The organism is Bradyrhizobium sp. 23, assembly GCF_023073295.1.
Taxonomy (GTDB): Bacteria; Pseudomonadota; Alphaproteobacteria; order Rhizobiales; family Xanthobacteraceae; genus Bradyrhizobium; species Bradyrhizobium canariense_D.
The window spans coordinates 270,107-288,705 of the sequence record NZ_JADPJF010000042.1; the positions used below are offsets into that span (position 1 = coordinate 270,107).

The following is an 18,599-nucleotide window of genomic DNA, read 5'->3' on the forward strand; positions in this document are numbered from 1 at the left end:
CGGGTCGGCAAACTGCTGCACCACGCCGCGATGCATCACGGCAATGCGCGTCGCCATCGTCATCGCCTCGATCTGATCGTGTGTGACATAGACGATGGTGGCGCCGATGCGCTGGTGCAGCCGCTTGATCTCCATCCGCATCTCGACGCGCAGCTTGGCGTCGAGATTGGAGAGCGGCTCGTCGAACAGGAAGAGCAGGGGATCGCGCACCAGCGCACGGCCCATCGCCACACGCTGGCGCTGGCCGCCGGAGAGCTGCGAGGGCTTGCGGCCGAGCAGCGGCTCGATCTGGAGCAGCCTGGCCACATTCGCCAGCGCCTTTTCCTGCTCGGCCTTCGGGACGTGACGGCATTCCATGCCGAAGGTGATGTTCTGGCGCACCGTCATCGACGGATAGAGCGCGTAGGACTGGAACACCATCGCGATGTCGCGGTCCTTCGGCGGAATGTCGTTGACGATACGTCCGCCGATTTCCACGGTGCCTGCGCTCGGGAGGTCGAGCCCGGCGATGATGTTGAGCAGCGTGGACTTGCCGCAGCCGGATGGGCCAACGAGCACGGTGAATTCGCCGCTCTCGATGTCGAGATCGATGCCCTTCAGCACCTCCAGATTGGCGTAGCGCTTGGACAAGGAGCGAATGCTTAGGGCTGCCATGACAATCCGATCATTTCACGGCCCCGGCGGTGAGGCCGCGCACGAAATACTTGCCGCCGATCAGATAGATCAGCAGGGTCGGCAGGGCGGCGATCATCACCGCCGCGCTCTGCACGCCATGCTGCGGGATGTCCGCGACTGCTGCGGATAGCGCGATCAGCGCGGCGGTGACGGGCTGTTGCTGACCAGTCGTGAATGTCACGCCGTAGAGAAATTCGTTCCAGATATGCGTGAACTGCCAGATCACGGTGACGACCAGAATAGGCGGCGAGAGCGGCAGGATGATGCGCCAGAAAATACGAAAGAACCCTGCGCCATCGATGCGCGCAGCTCTTATCAAATCCTGCGGGATGGCAGTGTAGTAGTTTCGGCAGAACAAGACCGTAAAGGAGAGTCCCTGGATCGTGTGGATCACGACCAGGCCCGTTAGCGTGTTCATCAGGCCCGTATCGCGCAACACGATGGTCCAGGGAAGCAAGCGCATCTGCTGGGGAAGGAAGAGGCCGAGGGTCACGATGCCGTAGATCCAGTTATCGCCGCGAAAACGCCAGAGCGACACAGCGTAACCGGCGACAGCACCGAGCAGGGTCGAGAAAATCGTCGCGGGAATCGTGACGAGCGCGGAGTTCAGCATGTACGGCCGGATGCCGGCGCAGGTCTCGGCGACGCAGAAACCGCTCCAGGCCGCGGCGTAGTTGCTCCATGCCCATTGCTTCGGCCAGCCGATCATCGACGCCTGCGCGATCTCCTCATTGGTGCGGAGCGAGTTCAGCACGACAACAACCAATGGCGCGAGCCATGCTGCAGCGATCAGCGAGACGACGAGATAGATCAGAATCCGGCTTGGCGCGATGGTTCGCTCACGCATGGATTGCCCGCCGCCGCTGGACATAACGCCACGCTGCATAGGGCAGCAAAACCGCAAGAAGAATGAGCAACATGAGCACTGCCGCCGCCGCTCCGCGTCCGAGCAGGCTGCGCTGGAACATCAGGTCATAGACGACGAGGGCCGGCAGCTGGGTGGCGATCCCGGGTCCGCCATTGGTGAGCGCGCGGACGAGGTCGAAGGTCGAAATCGCGAACTGCAGCTGGATGACGATGACGGTGATGGTGATCGGCCAAAGGGTCGGCAGGATGACACGCCGGTACATTCGGATCGGTCCGGCGCCGTCGATCTGCGCGGCCTTGATCAGGTCGGCGTCGACGGAGCGAAGGCCGGCGAGGAACAGCGCCATGGCGAAACCGGACGATTGCCAGATCGCAGCGATGACAATGGTCCAAATGGCCATGTCGCGGTCGATCAGCCAGTCGAACCGGAAGGAGGTCCAGCCGAGGTCGCGGACCAGCTTCTGGATCCCGAGGCCGGGATTGAGCAGCCAACTCCAGACCGTGCCGGTGACCACGAATGACACCGCCAGAGGATAGAGGAAGATGGACCGCAGCAGGTTCTCGCCGCGAATGCGCTGATCGAGCAGGATCGCAAGGATGAGACCGGTCGCCAGGCTCAGCAACACGAAGGCGCTGCCAAACAGCAGCAGATTGTCCAAGGCAATCTGCCAGTTCCGCGATGCGGCGACCGCAGAATAGTTGCGCAAGCCGACCCAGCCCGAGACCGGGACCAGAGTGGACGGCGTGAACGATATCCAGATCGTCCACAGCGTAAACGCAATGAGATGCGCGGCGGACAACAGCAGCGGCACCCAGATCGTCAGATATTCAGGCAGCCGGCGTACCCAGCCAGAGGCCGCCGGCCGGCCCGGTGTTGTCGAGACGGCGATCGTCAACGTGAGCTCTCGACGGCTTCGGCGAGGCGTATGGCCGCTTGCTCCGGCTTGATCGTCTTGTTCTTCACGTACTCCGTGATCACGTCGATCATCGCTGCGGTCATGCCGTTTTCCTGCGCCATGTTGTGCGCAAGGCTGAGGACGGCCTGATTGCTGGCAATCGCGTCTTTCAGGGCTGCTGCGGTCCGCCGTTGCCCGTCCGACCAGCCTTCGCCGGAGAGATCGACATCGGTGCGCACGGGGATCGATCCCGTGATCTGCGAATACATAGTCTGGATCGCCGGATCCATGACGAGCTGGGCCATCAGCGTCTGGCCGGCCTGCAGGTCGGGCTCCTTGCGCTGCCAGAATATGAAGGCATCGGCATTCAACAGGAAGACCGGCTTGCTATTGTCGCTCGGGCCCGGGGCGATGATGAAGTCCTCGAACTTGAAGCCGGCGTTGCGCAAGACGCCCTGCGCCCACCCGCCCATGATCATCATCCCCATGTCGCCGTCGACAAAGCGCTTCAAGTTGGTCGAAAAGTGCTGGGCGCCGACGTTGGGGTCCATCCAGTCGGCAATCTTGCGCACCTGTACGAAGGCAGCCTTTATCTCGGGGCCCTCCAGGGCCTTCTTGTCGAGATTCATGATGGCTGCGCGGTAAGCGGTGGGGCTGATGCCCGCCAAAGCGGCCTCGAATTTCTGGCCGTCGTCCGGGCGGGTGCCACCGTTGGCGATGGGATAGGGGACGCCGCCTGCTTTCATCTTCTCGGCGAGGTCGTTGAACTCAGCCCATGTGACGGGGACCTTGTCGGCCTTGGCCTTGTCCATCGCGCGTTTGGAGAGAAACAGCATGTTGGTGCTGTAGATCTGCAACGGCAGTGCAATCCACTTGCCTCCCGGCTTGTGCAATTTTGCAAGATCCGGAGCGACAACCTTTTCGTAGTCGGCGGCAGCGACGACGGCATCGAGATCGACGGTTGGGGCAATCTTGGACCAGGCCGCGATCTCGGGACCTTTGAGCTGCGAGCAGGCCGGCGGATCGCCGGCCATGATCTGGGCACGCAGCTTGTTCATCATCTCGGTGGTGAAGCCGGGGACGGGCGAGTGCTGCCAAACCCCGCCTTTCTCCTCGAATTTCTTGCCGAGTGCCGTGATGGCCGCCCCATCGCTACCTGCGGACCATTGCGAGATCGCAGTCAGACGCGGCTTGATCGCGCCTTGCGCGCGGGCGAATGCCGGCAGCGCGAGCGCGGCCGCAGATCCGGCGAGCAGTTGGCGCCTTGTTGTCGTGATCGGCATGGCAATTTCCTCCCGGTGTGAACTCTTTCGCGCGAGAGCCGCGCGGCATCAGGTACGTCAGGCGGCCTCGGCCGATGCGGCCGGCATGCCGCCGCGGCAAGCGAGGCAGAAAGACGCGAATGCCAGCGCCGCCCGCGGATCGTTGCCGTTCGACGGCGGCACGAAAGCGAGCGACACTTGCGCGTGTTTGCGGCCGCCCAACAGGCTGGCGTCGATCCCCTCGACGAGCGCGTTGCGATCGTCCTCGGTGAGGAGCGACGGCCAGCCGCTGATCGCGACGCCCTTGCATGGCTTCACGTTTAGCGTATTGCCGATCGCAAGGCCAAGCCGGAACAGCCGCCGGCGCAATTCCTGCCGCACGCGCGACGAGAGCGGCATCGCGGTCACCCACTCGCTGCCGAGCTCAAGCAACTCGGCTTCCGCGACGCCAAGAAGCTCGGCCAAAGCGGGAAGCGACGTATAAGCCTCGACGCAGCCATGATGACCGCAGCGGCAAATTGGTCCGTCGGCTCCGAACACCATGTGGCCGAGCTCGACCGGCTGGAGGGCATCGTCCTCGACCGCGTCATCCATCCAGGTGCCCGCGACGCCCTGACCGACGAAGACGAAGAGATGCGCGCCGCTGAATGGATAATGCTCCGTGCGGCAACGGTGAAAGATGGCGTGCGCGACGACCGAATTGGTGAACTCGACCCGCACGCCGGGAAGCGTCTCGCCGAACATCTCGCTGATCCGCCCGACATCGCAGGGAATGATCGGATTGCCTGACGCGCCCAGCCGGCCGAGACCCGGGATCGAGACGCCGATCTGTGCGAGGGGGATACGTCGACGCCGCGTCCACTCGCGCAGCAATGTCATCGCTTCGCGAAACGCCCGGCCGACCGTCGCGACGGTCGGCGTCTTCGGCAGCGGCACATGCCCGGTGTAGTGCAGTTCGCCCGACAGGCCCCCGACCCCGACGCTGAGCCGCTGAGTGGTCAGCTCGAACGCCGCGAGCGCCACCGCTTTATCGAGTGACACGAGGCCCGTCGGGCCGCCGACATAAGGGGCAGGGCGCCGCACTTCCTCGATCAGGCCTTCGGCCTTCAGATCGAACAGGATGCGCGACAGGCTCGCTTCCGACAGGCGCACGGCCTTGGCCAGCGGCGGGCGAAACGACGCGCCTGACTGAAGCAGATGAATCAAAATGGCAGCACGCGTCTGCCGCCGACTTCTCGGCTGCTCCGGCATTTCCATCCCTGTCGTCATTCTTACTTAGAGTAAGAATTTGCGCGCGAAGCGTTGCGACGTCAAGCGTCGGCCGAGATATTGCGCCGACTTGTTGTTGTGCGCGGCAGCAGGGTTGTGTCCGTGCAAAACAAAACGGCGCCATCCGGAGATGGCGCCGCTTCGAAAGCCGTGATGGGCTCGATCTTACTTCCGGTTGTTGATCGCAACGTAGTCGCGGCGGGTGACGCCGGTGTAGAGCTGGCGCGGACGGCCGATCTTCTGCTGCGGATCCTCGATCATCTCGCTCCACTGGCTGATCCAGCCGACGGTGCGGGCGACCGCGAACAGCACGGTGAACATCGAGACCGGGAAGCCCATCGCCTTCAGCGTGATGCCCGAATAGAAGTCGACGTTCGGGTAGAGCTTGCGGTCGATGAAGTACTGGTCGCTGAGCGCGATCTTCTCGAGCTCGAGCGCCACCTTCAGCATCGGATCGTCGCCATGGCCGGTCTCCTTGAGCACGGCGTGACACATCTTCTGCATGATCTTGGCGCGCGGATCGTAGTTCTTGTAGACGCGGTGACCGAAGCCCATCAGGCGGACTTCAGAGTTCTTGTCCTTCACCTTGGCGATGAACTCGGGGATCTTGTCGACCGAGCCGATCTCGGCGAGCATCGCGAGCGCTGCTTCGTTGGCGCCGCCATGGGCCGGGCCCCACAGGCAGGCGATGCCGGCCGCGATGCAGGCGAACGGGTTGGCGCCGGAGGAGCCGGCGATACGCACGGTCGAGGTCGAGGCGTTCTGCTCGTGGTCGGCGTGCAGGATGAAGATCTTGTCCAGCGCGTCAGCCAGCACCGGGTTGATCTTGTAGTCCTCGCACGGCACGGCAAAGCACATGTGCAGGAAGTTCTCGGCGAACTTCAGCGAGTTTTTCGGATACACGAAGGGCTGGCCGACCGTGTATTTGTAGGCCATCGCAGCCAGCGTCGGGATCTTGGCGATCATGCGCATGGAGGCGATCATGCGCTGCTTCGGATCGTTGATGTCGGTTGAGTCGTGATAGAACGCGGCGAGCGCGCCGACAGCCGCTACCATGATCGCCATCGGATGGGCGTCGCGGCGGAAGCCCTGGAAGAAGCGGGCCATCTGCTCGTGCACCATCGTGTGATGGATCACGCGGTCGTCGAAATCCTTCTTCTGCGCGGCGGTCGGAAGCTCCCCGAACAGCAGCAGATAGCAGGTCTCGAGGAAGTCGCCATTCTCGGCGAGCTGTTCGATCGGATAGCCGCGGTATTCCAGCACGCCCGCGTCACCGTCGATATAGGTGATCTTGGACTGGCAGCTCGCGGTCGAGGTGAAGCCCGGATCGTAGGTGAACAGGCCGGACTGGCCGTAGAGCTTGCCGATATCGATGACGTCGGGCCCGACGCTGCCGCTGTGGATCGGAAGATCGAAATTCTTGTTTCCGACCGTCAGTGTGGCGGTCTTATTGCTTGGTTTGGCGTCCATCAGAGGTCCCCGATGTATGGTGAAACGGGCCGGACCCGGAGGCCCCGATGAGATATCGCGGGGCAGGCCGGATGTTCCAGAAGGTACGGGTGAGATGGGTATATTATTGCTGTGTGCGCTGCAAGATGGCGCCACGCATGGTCGACTTACGTCGTAGGCTGGCCCTCAGCTAGTCCTTAGCCTGATCCTTAAGCCGGCCCTGGCTTTCCTGGCGTCCCAGGACGTCCAAAACCTCGAATATGCCGGGCGACGTCGTCCGTCCGGTCAGCGCGGCCCGCAGCGGCTGGGCGACCGCGCCGAGCTTGAGACTATTTTCCTCGGCAAAGGCGCGCAGCGCGGCTTCCGCATTGGCCGCGCTCCACGTCTCGACTTTCTCCAGCGCGGAATGAAGCTGGCCGATCAGCTTGCGGTTCTCAGGCGTCAGCAGCGCCGCCGCCTTCGGGTCAAGCTCCAGCGGCCGGTCCGCGAAAATGAAATAGGCGCTGTCGATCAGCTCGATCAGCGTCTTGGCGCGCTCCTTCAGGGCCGGCATGGCCTTCAGGAGCTGCGCGCGCGTGGTGTCGTTTAACTTGGCCTTAAGCTCGTCGCGGCTGGGCACGACGTGGTCGAGCACGTCCTCGAACATCTTCACGAGTGATTGATCGTCGGCATTGCGGATGTAGTGGCCGTTGAGGTTTTCCAGCTTGGCAAAATCGAAGCGCGCTGCTGCGCGGCCGACGCTGGCAAGATCGAACGCCGCGATCATCTCCTCCGTCGAGAAGATTTCCTGGTCGCCATGGCTCCAGCCGAGCCGGACGAGATAGTTGCGGAGCGCGGACGGGAGGTACCCCATGGCGCGGTAGGCATCGACGCCAAGCGCGCCGTGCCTCTTGGAGAGCTTTGAGCCGTCCGGGCCATGAATCAGGGGGATGTGGGACATGCTCGGCAGCGTCCAGCCCATCGCGTCGTAGATCTGCTTTTGGCGGGCCGCGTTGATCAAATGGTCGTCGCCGCGGATGACGTGGGTGACGCCCATGTCGTGATCGTCGACCACCACAGCGAGCATGTAGGTCGGGTTGCCATCGCCGCGCAGCAGGACGAGGTCATCCAGATTCTCGTTCTGCCAGACCACGCGGCCCTGGACCTGGTCTTCGATCACGGTCTCACCGGTCTGGGGCGCACGGAGCCGGATGGTGGGCTTCACGTCGGTTGGGGCCGTCGCCGGATCGCGGTCGCGCCACAGGCCGTCATAGAGGCGGGTGCGCCCCTCTTCGCGCGCCTTCTCGCGCATCGCGGTGAGCTCCTCGGCGGTGGCGTAGCAGCGATAGGCCTTGCCGTCGGCGAGCAGCTGCTCGGCGACCTCGCGGTGGCGGGCGGCGCGGCTGAACTGGTAGATGACGTCGCCATCCCAGCCGAGCTCCAGCCATTTCAGGCCGTCGAGGATGGCGCCGATCGCGGCCTCGGTGGAGCGCTCCCGGTCGGTGTCCTCGATCCGGAGCAGCATCTTGCCGCCGTGCTTCTTCGCATAGAGCCAGTTGAACAGCGCCGTGCGCGCGCCCCCGATATGGAGGAAGCCGGTCGGCGAAGGAGCGAAACGGGTGACGACGGGAGAGGTCATTCTTGGCAGGGCCTATGCATTGGAGGCGCTGGTATATAACAGGACCGGAGCATAACTAAAGCCCGGCAGCGGACCGCCAAGGGTTGCTTGAGACCTTGCTTAAGCCCTTGGCTCAGCCAAGGGAATTTGGCAGAAGGGCCGCTGATTTCCCTACAGGATTTTCGTAATGACAGAACCGGTGGCGAACGAGGTTGGGCGCGATTTCATTCGTGACATCATCCAGGCCGACCTCGAGCAGGCCAAATACAAGGAGATCGTGACCCGGTTCCCGCCGGAGCCGAACGGTTATCTCCATATCGGCCACGCCAAGTCGATCGCGCTCAATTTCGGCATCGCCCAAGAGTTTCCGGGCCGTTGCCATCTGCGCTTCGACGACACCAATCCGGTCAAGGAAGAGCAGGAATATATCGATTCCATCCAGGCCGACGTGCGCTGGCTCGGCTTCGACTGGGGCAAGAACCTGTTCTTCGCTTCGGACTATTTCGACCGCCTCTACGAATGGGCGGAGCAGCTGATCCGCGACGGGCTCGCCTATGTCGATGACCAGACCCAGGAGCAGATTCGTCTTGCGCGCGGCACGCTGACCGAGCCCGGCAAGAACTCGCCGTTCCGCGATCGCACCGTGGATGAAAACCTCGACCTGTTCCGTCGCATGAAGGCGGGCGAATTCCCGAACGGCGCGCGCGTGCTGCGGGCCAAGATCGACATGGGGGCGGGCAACATCAATCTGCGCGACCCCGTGCTGTACCGCATCCTGCATGCGCACCATCCGCGCACCGGGACCAAATGGAGCATCTATCCAAGCTACGACTATGCCCACGGCCAGTCGGACGCCATCGAAGGCATCACGCACTCGATCTGCACGCTGGAGTTCGAGGACCATCGGCCGCTCTACGACTGGTTCATCGAGAAGCTGCCGGTGCCCTCGAAGCCGCACCAGTACGAATTCGCGCGGCTGAACCTGACCTACACGCTGCTGTCCAAGCGTGTGCTGACCCAGCTCGTCCGCGAGGGCCATGTCGCGGGCTGGGACGACCCGCGCATGCCCACCATGGCGGGCATGCGCCGCCGCGGCGTGCCGCCGGCCGCGCTTCGCGAATTCGTCAAGCGCATCGGCGTTGCGAAAGCCAATAGCGTGGTCGACGTCGGCATGCTGGAATTCTGCATCCGCGAGGAATTGAACCGCACGTCGCAGCGGCGCATGGCGGTGCTTAAGCCGCTCAAGGTCGTGATCGAGAATTATCCCGAGGGGCAGACCGAGGAGCTCGAGGCGATCAACCATCCGGATGATCCCTCCGCCGGCACCCGCAAGATCACGTTCGGCCGTGAGCTCTATATCGAGCAGGACGACTTCATGGAGAACCCGCCGAAAAAGTTCTTCCGTCTGTCGCCGGGCAACGAGGTGCGGCTGCGCTACGCCTATTTCGTCAAGTGCATCGGCGTGATCAAGAACGATGCCGGCGAGGTGGTGGAGCTGCGCTGCACCTACGATCCCGCGACCAAGGGCGGCAACGCGCCCGATGGCCGCAAGGTCAAGGCCACCATGCACTGGCTGCCGGCGGCGACATCCGTGCCCGCGGAAATCCGCATCTACAATCAGCTGTTTGCCAAACCGAGCCCGGACGCCTCGAACTTCACCGCCGACCTCAATCCGCAGTCACTGGAAATTCTTGCTAATGCCCGCGTCGAGGCATCGGTCGCGGAAAGCAATTCGACCGAGCCGATGCAGTTCGAGCGCCAGGGCTATTTCGTGCGCGACAAGGACTCGACGTCCGACAGACCGGTATTTTCCAGGACTATCGGTCTGCGCGACACGTTCGCGAAGGAAGTTGCCAAAGGCTGAAAAGAGCTGCGAGGCCACAATGAGCAACGAAGCCGACGCTATCGTTTCCGCCATCATCGCGAAATGGCGCGCCGGCTTCGCCACGCTCGATGCGGCCGCGCTCTCATCGCTCTATGCGAGGAATGCCTTCTTCTTCGGCTCCAACCCAAAGCTCTACCGGGGCAGGGCCGGCGTCGCAGACTATTTCAACGGCCTGCCGCGCTGGCGCAAGCCGAGCGCGGTGTTTTCCGAGGTGACGGCGGCGCAGGCAGGTCCTGATCTGATCAATATGGCCGCCACCATCTCGTTCGATCTCGCCGGCGAACGCCCCGATTTCTCGGTCAAGATGAGCTGGGTCATCATGCGCGAGGACGGCGACTGGAAGATCGTCAATCACCATGCTTCGTCGCAGGCGCCGCTGATCTGACGAGCGGGCACACGGCTTCGTCATTCTCGTGAGAGAACGAACGTGCTCCCCGCGCGTTGGGGTGGGTCCAACAAGGAACCCACCATGCAGAACATCGCAGAGCATATGGAAGTGATCGGCGCCGACGGCGTCCACATCGGCACCGTCGACAAGGTCGAAGGCAATCGCATCAAGCTGACCAAGAAGGACAGCGGCGAGGGCAGCCACAAGGGCCATCATCACTTCATCGACAAGGGCCTCGTCGCCGATATCGAGGGCAACAAGGTCAGGCTGTCGGCCAAGGCGGATGTGGCCGTGACGATGGAAGAGGAAAAGTAGCGGCCGCGCCCCTTCGTTCCTGATCCGTACCGCTATCCGCCCACCTGCACGTTCCGGTAGCTTCTGGCTTCGTTGCGTATCATCGAGTGCAGGGAATGGCGGAGCCGGGCCGGCCGGTACGATCGCAGGGATCGCGGGGACGTGGCCCGCGGGCCGCGCCGCGTCCGCGGGCGGCCTCGCGCCTGCAGGCCTCGACCTCTGGACATCGCTGGCCGAGACCCTCCGCGCCTGGCTGCGCGCCGAGGCGGGCGCCGGGCGGCTGTTGCCGTGGGTGCCCGTCGCGTTTGGCTGCGGCATCGCGCTTTATTTCTCTGCCGATCATGAGCCGGTGCTGTGGGTCGTTGCCACGACCGCCATCGCGCTCCTGCTTGGCGCGGCTCTGTTGCGGCGGAGCCGGCTGTTCGCCCCGGCCATCATGATCGCGGCGGTCGCGGCCGGCTTTGCCGTCGCAACCTGGAAGACGGCGCGCATCGCCCACCCGGTGCTGGCAAGGGCGCTCTATTCGGTGTCGTTGTCGGGCTTCGTCGAGGCTCGCGACATCCGCGAGCGTACCGATCGTTTCGTGCTGCGCGTCACGGCGATGGAGGCGCAGCGCAGCGACGTCAGGCTCGAGCGCGTGCGCCTGTCGGTCCGCAAGGGCACCGCGCCGGAGGTCGGTAGCTTCGTTCAGCTGAAGGCACGGCTGATGCCGCCACTCGCGCCGGTGCGGCCCGGCAGCTACGACTTTTCGCGTGACATGTTCTTCCAGGGCATCGGCGCCTCCGGCTTCGCGATGGGCGCCATCACGGTGGCGTCGCCGCCTGAGACCGGCGGCTTACGGCTGCGTTACGCGGCCTTCATGCAAGGCCTGCGCGATGCGATCGATGCCCGCATCCGGGCGACGCTCGACGGCGACAATCGGGCGATCGCGACCGCGCTGCTCACCGGGCGGCGCGATGCGATCACCACGCCCGTCAACGATGCGATGTTCATCTCCGGCCTCGGCCACGTGCTCTCGATCTCCGGTTATCACATGGCCGTCGTTGCCGGCGTCGTGTTCTTCGCGGTGCGCGCGCTGCTCGCTCTGATCCCCGGATTGGCGGCCGGCTTCGCCATCAAGAAATGGTCGGCCGCCGCCGCGCTGGTCGCCGCTGCGTTCTACCTGCTGCTGTCGGGCGCGGAGGTCGCCACGCAAAGGTCGTTCTTCATGACGGCGGTGGTGCTGATCGCGGTGATGGTCGATCGCCGCGCCATCACCTTCCGCACGCTTGCTGTGGCTGCGCTGATCGTGCTGGCGGTCGCGCCGGAAGCGCTGGTGCATCCGAGTTTTCAGATGTCGTTTGCGGCAACGCTCGGCTTGGTCGCACTGGTGCAGATCGACATGCCCAATTTGTTTGCCTCGCCGGACAATTCGGCGACTGCGCGCATTGCGATGTGGGGTGGGCGCGAGATTGCGATGCTGTTCATGGCTTCGCTGATTGCGGGACTTGCGACGACGCCCTATGCCGCCTTTCATTTCCACCGTGTCACGCCGTTCGGCGTGCTCGCCAATCTCGGCGCGATGCCGGTGGTCTCTGCGCTGGTGATGCCGGCGGGGCTGTTGGGGCTGCTTGCTGCGCCGTTCGGGCTGGACAGCGTGTTCTGGTGGCTGATGGGGATTGGCATCGAGTGGATGGTCGCGGTCTCGCGCTGGGTCGCGGCCTTGCCGGGCGCGGTGGGCCGCATCCCGGCGTTCGGGATCGCGCCGCTGATCGCGGCGAGCCTGGGAATCATTGTGCTCGGCTTGTTGCGCACGCCGCTGCGCTGGTCCGGCGCCCTGGTGCTGCTGGCAGCGATCCCCTGGGGACTGTCGGCGCGGCAGCCCGACATCCTGATTGCCGGGGATGGCGCCAGCGTCGCGGTGCGGGGCAGGGACGGATATCTGCACCTGATCAGGACGAACAAGGACAGCTTTCTGCTCAAGGAATGGCTCGCTGCCGACGCCGATCCGCGCGATGCGGGCAGAGCCTCGCTTGCCGATGGCGTGTCCTGCGACGAATCCGGCTGCGTGACGCCACTGGCCGACGGGAGGCTGGTCGCGCTGGCACTGCGCGTCGACGCTCTCGCAGACGATTGCAGTCGGGCCGCCCTGGTGGTGACGACACGTCCCGCGCCGCCCGATTGCGCGGCGATGGTGGTCGATCGGCAGCGGCTCGCCAGCCAGAGCGCGCTGGCGCTGACGCAGCGTGGTGACGGTTTTGTGGTTCAGGCAGTGAGGGCGAGAGGCACGAGCCGCCCCTGGTTGCCGGCCGGCGCCGGCGAGGGTGATTTCGACGGCAGCCTCGCGCCAAAGTCGACCGCGCCTCGCATCAAGGACGCAACGCCGGCGGACACCGACCTGCAAGCCGACGATTGATCTGATGGTGCGGAGCAACGCAGTGGTTCGGTGCGTCCGTTCGGATTCGCGGGGTGCAAACCACACCATCTCGCCGGCCACGGCCGGCGATGGCGATTCAATCCTGACCTCCGACTTCGTAGCCGGAGGGCGGCTCTGTCAGCCGATCGGCAGGTGCGTGACGGTCGGCTGCCTGTCGGCGGTGATCTGCGCCTTGTGCTCGCGCTCGGTGACCGACTGAGTCACCGGCAGTTGCAGCACCGTCGCGCGCTGGCCTTCGACGAGCTGCGTCACCAGCACGTATTTGCCGTCGGGGAATTCGATCGCATCATGATGGCGGTCGGGAACGTGCGGATCGATCTTGCCGAACTTGCCCACGCGGGAATTGATGGTGCGCGTCCAGATCCAGCGATTGTCGTAGCGGACGTCGTCGGCGAAGGCGAGCTCCGTCCCCGGCAGCAGGCAGACGGCAACAGACGGATCGGCTGCAGAGGCGAAGCCGCGCGTCGAGGTGCCGCGGAAGCTTGTCGTGACGATCGTCTCGCCGACTTCGGCGGGGCGCGACGCGACGGCATGTAGGCTGTAGTCACACATCGGGTGCTCCTCATGCTGGGATAGCAACCCGCGTCTCTTATCGAGGCGCAGGCCTCTATCAGAGTGGAAGCACGAACGCTCTGCTTGGTTGTGGGCAAATCTGCGGCTGGCTTCCGCAAGCCGCGATCACATTATCTTTCCCGAATTCAATAGGAACAAAGCTCGCCGCGATGCATTCGGGAGGCGCGTACGCGAACATTGCCAACTTGGCTGCAACGGCCGAACTTGACCGCTGGTCGCTGTTTCCTCGAACAACCGAGCCGCGAAGCGGTGCTGCTTGAAGCGGTGCTGCTTCGTCGGCGTGGCGAGGAGCCAGCGTTGGAGGAGGGGCCGGATAGTCTGTGCAGAACCAGAAAGGCTATCCAGCCGGAGCGGACGATGATCCGCTCCAATCTCTGACCGGCGATGCCGATCGGAAGCGCGCGAGGCGCCAAGCACCTCCGGCATGAAGTGCTTCCGATATGAAGTACTGCCGATAGAAAGACTCCCGGTATCAGTACTTCCGGTAAAGCCCGATCAGCTTGCCCTGAATCTTCACCCGGTTGGGCGGCAGGATGCGGACCTCATAGGCCGCGTTGGCGGGCTCGAGCGCGATCGAGGCGCCGCGACGGCGGAAGCGCTTCAGCGTCGCTTCCTCGTCGTCGATCAGCGCCACCACGATGTCGCCGGTATCGGCGCTCTCGTTGCGCTGGATCAGGGCCATGTCGCCGTCGAGAATGCCGGCTTCGACCATCGAGTCGCCGCGCACTTCCAGCGCGTAATGCTCGCCCGAGCCGAGCATGTCAGGCGGTACGCTGATAGTATGGCTGCGGGTCTGCAACGCCTCGATCGGCGTGCCGGCCGCGATGCGGCCCATCACCGGCACCGCGACGGGACGTTCGCCCTCGTCAGCGGGCAGGCTCGCGCTCGCACGCACCTTGCCGAGATTGCCCTCGATGACGCTCGGCGTGAAGCCGCGGCGGCTGCCAGCGGCTGCCTGGAGCTCCGGCAGCTTGATGACTTCAATCGCACGGGCGCGGTTGGGCAGGCGTCGGATGAAGCCACGCTCCTCGAGCGCCGTGATCAGGCGATGGATGCCCGACTTCGAGCGCAGATCGAGCGCATCCTTCATCTCGTCGAAGGAGGGCGGCACGCCGCTTTCCTTCAGACGCTCACTGATGAACCGCAGAAGCTCGTATTGTTTGCGCGTTAACATCTCGACCAAAGTCCCCCGGTTGATGTCGTCCGATTCCGAGACGCTGAATTCGGCCATAAGCCGCTGCATGCTCGAAACAAATCATGAACAGACACTATATGTTCGATACATGTTCCGCAACTGCTTAATTTACCGTGAACAGAGCAAAGTGCGCGGAACGCGCGTTGCGGGGGCGCTCAGACGGGGAGCCGCAACACTTCGCAAGCCGTGCCGGCTTCGGCCTTCGGCGCGAATGGTGCGCGGACGAGAAGTACCTGTGCTGCAGCGAGATTCGCAAGCAGCGAAGAGTCCTGATGATTGACGGGAACAACGACGCGTGTGCCATCGTCACGCTCCTCAAGATGCGCGCGCAGATAGTCCTCGCGCTGGTCGTTGGCGCCGACGTCGCGGCCGAGCACGGCGCGTTCACGGCGATGGTGAATCACTGAACGGCCCGACAGGGCGCGAATCAGCGGCACCATGAACAGGAAAGCGCACACGTAGGACGATACGGGATTGCCCGGCAGGCCGATCACACCCATTGCGCCGAGTCGCCCGTGCATCATCGGCTTGCCTGGCCGCATCGCGATCTTCCAGAACGCCATCGCGATGCCTTCGTCCCGCAGTGCCTGCTGGACCAGATCGTGGTCGCCGACCGATGCGCCGCCGGTCGTGATCAGGACGTCGGCGCCGCTCTCGCGGGCGCGGCGGATGCCGGCGGTGGTGGCCTCGAGCGTGTCGGCGGCAATACCGAGGTCGATGGTCTCGGCGCCCTCGCTGCGGGCGAGCGCGTGCAGGGCGTAGCCGTTGGAATAGACGATCTGGCCGTGGCCGGGCGTGGTGCCCGGCATCACCAGCTCGTCGCCGGTGGCGAGAATCGCGACCTTCGGACGCCTGACAACGGCAAGGTGCGGATGATTCATCCCGGCGGCGAGCGCGAGGTCTCGCTCGGTCAGACGGCTTCCCTTGCGCAGGAGCACGTCGCCCTCGCGGAAATCGACGCCGGCGGGGCGGATGTGCCGGCCGGCGATCGCGGCTTCCTTGATCGTGATGCGCTTGCCGGCGGCGACCGTGTCCTCCTGGATCACGACGGCGTCCGCGCCAAAGGGAACGACGCCGCCGGTGAAGATCCGCACGGCCTCGCCGGCTCCGACCGTCCCCTCGAACGGTCGGCCCGCTGCGACTTCGCCGATGACGGTGAGCTCCGAATCGATCGTCGCGGCATCGGCCGCGCGCACCGCGTAGCCGTCCATCGCCGACATCGCTTGCGGCGGCTGCGTGCGCCGCGCCACGACGTCACGCGCGAGCACGCGATGGTAGGCCTCGTCGAGGGAAATCATTTCTTCCGGCAGCGGCTCTGCACCCGCCAGCACCGCGGCAAGCGCGTCAGAAACCGGCATCAAGGCCACGGCGAAAACTCCTGCTCGGCACGTTCGGGCGAATGTTCCGCACGTCTTCTAGCCGAGCGCAGGCGCAGAGGCAAAAGCGGCTGAGCAGGCACAGTCATCCCGCCCCTTCACATTGTTCCGGAAGGCAGGATCAAGCGCGTCGCGGCATGATCCGAAGGAGGTCACAGATCGGCAGGAGAGTGGTCATGGAAGCGACGAAAATCATGGCAAGGCGAGAACGCGCCATGGCCTGAATCGATCAGCTCCCTGCCTGCCCGGGAGTTACGTCGGGCGCCTTGGATCCCTGATCCTTGTCGGGCAGCGGGTCGGCTTGGGATTTCAGGTCGGCGGCCTTGCTCACAAGCTTGGCGGAAAGGTCCGAATCTGAAGTTGTCCTCGCGAATTCAAGAAGAAGAGAGGCCTGCTTGGTGAGGTAGGTTTTGCCCAGCACGATGATGCATCCGTCCGTAGAAGTCCCAACGGACGCTAAGAGTCCGGAAGGCGGTATTCCGTTCCCGGAACTCTGTATAAAAATGTACAAAGTGATCCGGTTCCTCAATTTTTCAAAATTGGTCCGTCGGGCCGTGCCGTCGTGGGTTTCGCGACAACGGACCGTCGTCAAATGCCCAATGCCTTCAATGCGTTCCCGACGTCACGCGGCGAGGTCACATGCACCGCCGTCAAGCCGCGCGCGCGCGCTCCCTCGATGTTTTCGGCAAGATCGTCGAAGAACACGATGCGCCCGGCGGGCACGCCGATCGCCGCAACGACGTGGTCGAAGGCCTCCGCATCCGGTTTGCGCAGGCCGATGCTGGACGACAAATACAGCTCGCGGAAATGGCCGAGGAGGTCGGCATATTCCCTCGAGAAATGGTCCACGTGCGGCCGGTTGGTGTTGGAGAAAGCATAGAGCGGCATCTGTTTCGCTGCGCGCGGCAGCAGCTCGGCGATGTCAGGCATTTCGCCGGCGAAAATCGCGTTCCAGCCTTCCAGGAACTGCGCATCCGAAATGCCGATTCCGAGCGAGGCTCGCAATGAGGCGAAATAGTCCTCATCGCTGATCTTCCCCATCTCGTGCAACCGATAGGCTTCGCTGTCCCGCACATAGCGCGCGACGATGGCTTCGGGCTTGCAGCCGGCATGTCCCGCCCAGCAGGCGATCGCCTTGGAGAAATCGATATCGAGCACGACGCGGCCGAGATCGAACAGGAGCGCATCCGCGCTGCCGGGAGAGAGCGATGTCACCTGCGTCCTTTCACTCAGTATCGATACGGCTCGTGGTCGAACAGCGGAAACGCGCTGAACACACTCGGCGCGTTGGTTGCGGTCGCCTGGTGCAGGCAGGATTTGTTGACCTCGGCGAACGAGGTCGCACCCAAGAGGCCGAGGCAGCGCAGCACTTCGTCCTCGAGCAGTTCCAGCATGCGCGCCACGCCGGCTTCGCCGGCCGCCGCCAGCGCCCAGCATTGCAGCCGGCCGATGCCGACGAGGTCGGCGCCCGCCGCGATCGCCTTGACGATGTCGGTGCCGCGACAGACACCGCCATCGACCATGATCTTGGCGCGGCCGTTCACGGCGTCGACGATCTCGGGCAGCACGTGCATGGCGCCGCGACCGTGATCGAGCTGACGGCCGCCATGGTTGGAGACGTAGATCCATTCGACGCCGTGATCGATCGCGATCAGCGCGTCCTCCGGCGTCGCGATGCCCTTGAGGATCAGCGGGATCTTGAACTTGTCCTTGATCATCTTCACCGTCCGCCACTCCAGACCCTTCTGGTAATCGCCCCCGGTGGCGCGCAAGCGGCTCTCGCGAACGTAGCGCTTGGCGATGTCACGTTCGCGGCGGCTGTAGTGGGCGGTGTCGACGGTCAGGCAGAAGGCGGCGTAGGCGTTCTTCTCGGCCCGGCTGACGACGTCGGCGACGAAGGCGTCATCGCCGCGCACATAGAGCTGGTAGAGCCGCAGCGCGTCGGACGCAGCTTCGGCGGTCTTTTCTAGGCCGGGCTCGGACACCGAACTGAGCATGTGCGCCGCACCGAAAGAGGCGCAGGCGCGTGCCACGCTCGCCGCACCATCCGGATCGAAGATCTCGAGCGCGCCGACCGGGGCGAGGACCACGGGCAGGCGCATCTTGCGGCCGAACTGTTCGACCGAACCTGTAACCTTGCGAACATCGCGCAGCACGCGCGGGCGGAAAGCGATCTCGTCCAGCGCCATGCGGTTGCGACGCATCGTGGTCTCGGTCTCGGCCGCGCCGACGATATAGTCCCATGCATTCTGGTTGAGGTTGGCGCGGGCTTTCCGGATGAATTCATGCAGATTCTGGAACGGCTCGGTGCTGGCGCCGAGCTCGACGTTCCTTTCCGGTTGGATGCGGGGTGCTTCGTTCATTGTTATCCTCCCGAGAATTTGAAGCCTTCCCTGATCGCCTAACCCGTCCGGGGCGCCAAAACCATCCTAAAATGGCATGGCTGCGAGGCGCGGG

Annotated in this window: 17 protein-coding genes; 4 read left to right on the top strand and 13 right to left on the bottom strand. The window is 64.2% G+C overall.

Translation table 11 applies throughout. The features are described 5' to 3' along the window. The 7 genes from IVB32_RS11055 to gltX all read right to left on the bottom strand — a co-directional run. Positions 1-654: ABC transporter ATP-binding protein (locus tag IVB32_RS11055; RefSeq protein WP_247410365.1), on the bottom strand; the 654-nt coding region annotated here is incomplete at its 3' end. A gap of 10 nt (positions 655-664) precedes the next feature. After that, positions 665-1,522 (bottom strand): carbohydrate ABC transporter permease, encoded by an 858-nt coding sequence (locus tag IVB32_RS11060; RefSeq protein ID WP_018458097.1) that lies wholly within the window; start codon positions 1,520-1,522, stop codon positions 665-667. Then, positions 1,515-2,438 carry a sugar ABC transporter permease gene (locus tag IVB32_RS11065; protein ID WP_085362119.1) on the bottom strand — a complete coding sequence of 308 codons (924 nt, stop codon included), beginning with the start codon at positions 2,436-2,438 and terminating at the stop codon, positions 1,515-1,517. The genes IVB32_RS11060 and IVB32_RS11065 overlap by 8 nt, the downstream gene beginning before the upstream one ends. Further along, the gene (locus tag IVB32_RS11070) at positions 2,435-3,721 is read right to left on the bottom strand and encodes an ABC transporter substrate-binding protein (protein ID WP_247296570.1); all 1,287 of its coding nucleotides are present in this window, start codon (positions 3,719-3,721) and stop codon (positions 2,435-2,437) included. Before IVB32_RS11070 ends, IVB32_RS11065 begins: the two co-directional genes overlap by 4 nt. Positions 3,722-3,778: 57 nt before the next feature. Further along, positions 3,779-4,957 carry an ROK family transcriptional regulator gene (locus IVB32_RS11075; protein ID WP_247296572.1) on the bottom strand — a complete coding sequence of 393 codons (1,179 nt, stop codon included), beginning with the start codon at positions 4,955-4,957 and terminating at the stop codon, positions 3,779-3,781. 177 nt (positions 4,958-5,134) lie between these two features. After that, a complete protein-coding gene (gltA, locus tag IVB32_RS11080; protein ID WP_018458093.1) occupies positions 5,135-6,439 on the bottom strand; it encodes a citrate synthase in 1,305 nt (434 codons plus the stop codon). 169 nt (positions 6,440-6,608) lie between these two features. Then, a complete protein-coding gene (gene gltX / locus IVB32_RS11085; RefSeq protein ID WP_247296574.1) occupies positions 6,609-8,036 on the bottom strand; it encodes a glutamate--tRNA ligase in 1,428 nt (475 codons plus the stop codon). Positions 8,037-8,202: 166 nt separating this feature from the next. On the opposite strand from gltX, the gene IVB32_RS11090 reads away from it, so the two are divergent. From IVB32_RS11090 to IVB32_RS11105, 4 genes are all read left to right on the top strand, one after another. Next, a complete protein-coding gene (locus IVB32_RS11090; protein ID WP_247369902.1) occupies positions 8,203-9,879 on the top strand; it encodes a glutamine--tRNA ligase/YqeY domain fusion protein in 1,677 nt (558 codons plus the stop codon). Positions 9,880-9,898: 19 nt separating this feature from the next. After that, on the top strand, positions 9,899-10,285 hold the full coding sequence (locus IVB32_RS11095; protein WP_247296578.1) for a nuclear transport factor 2 family protein: 387 nt from the start codon (positions 9,899-9,901) through the stop codon (positions 10,283-10,285). A gap of 84 nt (positions 10,286-10,369) precedes the next feature. Then, complete coding sequence (locus tag IVB32_RS11100) at positions 10,370-10,603, top strand: DUF2171 domain-containing protein (protein ID WP_007610829.1); 234 nt, start codon at positions 10,370-10,372, stop codon at positions 10,601-10,603. Between the two features lie 271 nt (positions 10,604-10,874). After that, entirely contained in the window at positions 10,875-12,977 is a 2,103-nt protein-coding gene (locus IVB32_RS11105; RefSeq protein WP_247369905.1) for a ComEC/Rec2 family competence protein, read from the top strand. 138 nt (positions 12,978-13,115) lie between these two features. Here IVB32_RS11105 and IVB32_RS11110 read toward each other — a convergent pair whose 3' ends face one another. The 6 genes from IVB32_RS11110 to IVB32_RS11135 all read right to left on the bottom strand — a co-directional run bounded on the left by IVB32_RS11110 (position 13,116) and on the right by IVB32_RS11135 (position 18,505). Next, positions 13,116-13,550, bottom strand: coding sequence for a hypothetical protein (locus IVB32_RS11110; protein WP_018458088.1), 435 nt, complete (start codon positions 13,548-13,550; stop codon positions 13,116-13,118). Between the two features lie 493 nt (positions 13,551-14,043). Further along, a complete protein-coding gene (gene lexA, locus IVB32_RS11115) occupies positions 14,044-14,745 on the bottom strand; it encodes a transcriptional repressor LexA (protein ID WP_026233499.1) in 702 nt (233 codons plus the stop codon). 176 nt (positions 14,746-14,921) lie between these two features. Beyond that, complete coding sequence (glp, locus tag IVB32_RS11120; protein ID WP_018458086.1) at positions 14,922-16,133, bottom strand: gephyrin-like molybdotransferase Glp; 1,212 nt, start codon at positions 16,131-16,133, stop codon at positions 14,922-14,924. A gap of 238 nt (positions 16,134-16,371) precedes the next feature. After that, positions 16,372-16,563 carry a hypothetical protein gene (locus IVB32_RS11125; RefSeq protein ID WP_026233498.1) on the bottom strand — a complete coding sequence of 64 codons (192 nt, stop codon included), beginning with the start codon at positions 16,561-16,563 and terminating at the stop codon, positions 16,372-16,374. Positions 16,564-16,730: 167 nt separating this feature from the next. Then, complete coding sequence (locus tag IVB32_RS11130) at positions 16,731-17,357, bottom strand: HAD family phosphatase (protein WP_085395035.1); 627 nt, start codon at positions 17,355-17,357, stop codon at positions 16,731-16,733. 14 nt (positions 17,358-17,371) lie between these two features. Continuing rightward, positions 17,372-18,505, bottom strand: a complete 1,134-nt coding sequence (locus IVB32_RS11135; protein ID WP_247296582.1) for an alpha-hydroxy acid oxidase — start codon at positions 18,503-18,505, stop codon at positions 17,372-17,374. Positions 18,506-18,599: the final 94 nt, after the last annotated feature.